General features: G+C 69.8%; 1 protein-coding gene. It reads right to left on the bottom strand.

The features are described from left to right. Positions 1–1,220: 2-oxoacid:acceptor oxidoreductase family protein (locus ACFY0O_RS37665; protein WP_388955620.1), on the bottom strand; the 1,220-nt coding region annotated here is incomplete at both ends.

Below are 1,220 nucleotides of genomic sequence, written 5' to 3'. Positions count from 1 at the left end.
CGGGATCCGCCAGGGTTCGGAGCCGTTGGCGAGGTAGCCGTCGGAGAGCAGGAAGACCGGCGTGCGGTAGGTCAGGGCGATCCGGGCCGCGTCCAGCGCCGCGTCGAAGCAGTCCGCGGGGGTGCGCGGGGCGACGATGGGGACGGGGGCCTCGCCGTTGCGCCCGTACATGGCCTGGAGGAGGTCCGCCTGCTCGGTCTTGGTCGGCAGGCCCGTCGAGGGACCGCCGCGCTGGATGTCCACGATCAGCAGGGGAAGCTCCAGGGAGACCGCCAGCCCGATCGTCTCCGACTTCAGCGCCACACCGGGCCCGGAGGTGGTGGTCACGCCCAGGGCCCCGCCGAAGGCCGCGCCCAGGGCGGCGCCGATGCCGGCGATCTCGTCCTCGGCCTGGAAGGTGCGCACGCCGAAGTTCTTGTGCTTCGACAGCTCGTGCAGGATGTCCGAGGCCGGGGTGATCGGATAGGAGCCCAGGTAGAGCGGCAGGTCCGCCTGCCGGGCCGCCGCGATCAGCCCGTAGGACAGGGCCAGGTTCCCCGAGATGTTGCGGTAGGTGCCCGTGGGGAACGCCTTCGTCGCCGGGGCGACCTCGTAGGAGACGGCGAAGTCCTCGGTCGTCTCGCCGAAGTTCCAGCCCGCCCGGAAGGCGACGATGTTCGCCTCCGCGATCTGCGGCTTCTTCGCGAACTTCTGCCGCAGGAAGCTCTCCGTGCCCTCCGTCGGACGGTGGTACATCCACGACAGCAGGCCCAGCGCGAACATGTTCTTGCTGCGCTCGGCCTCCTTGCGGGTGAGGCCGAAGTCCTTGAGCGCCTCCACCGTCAGGGTGGTCAGCGGCACCCGGTGGATGTTGTAGGCGTCGAGGGAGCCGTCCTCCAGCGGGGAGGTCGCGTAGCCGACCTTGGCCATCGGCCGCTTGGTGAACTCGTCCGTGTTGACGATGATCTCCGCGCCGCGCGGCACGTCCGCGATGTTCGCCTTCAACGCGGCCGGGTTCATCGCGACCAGCACGTTCGGCGCGTCGCCCGGGGTGAGGATGTCGTGGTCGGCGAAGTGCAGCTGGAACGAGGACACCCCGGGCAGGGTCCCGGCAGGGGCCCGGATCTCGGCGGGGAAGTTCGGCAGCGTCGAGAGGTCGTTGCCGAAGGACGCCGTCTCCGAGGTGAAACGGTCACCCGTCAGCTGCATACCGTCACCCGAGTCACCCGCGAAACGGATGA

It is taken from the genome of Streptomyces sp. NPDC001594 (assembly GCF_042893675.1).
Lineage (GTDB): Bacteria > Actinomycetota > Actinomycetes > Streptomycetales > Streptomycetaceae > Streptomyces.
This window is presented reverse-complemented; position numbering and strand designations above follow the sequence as displayed.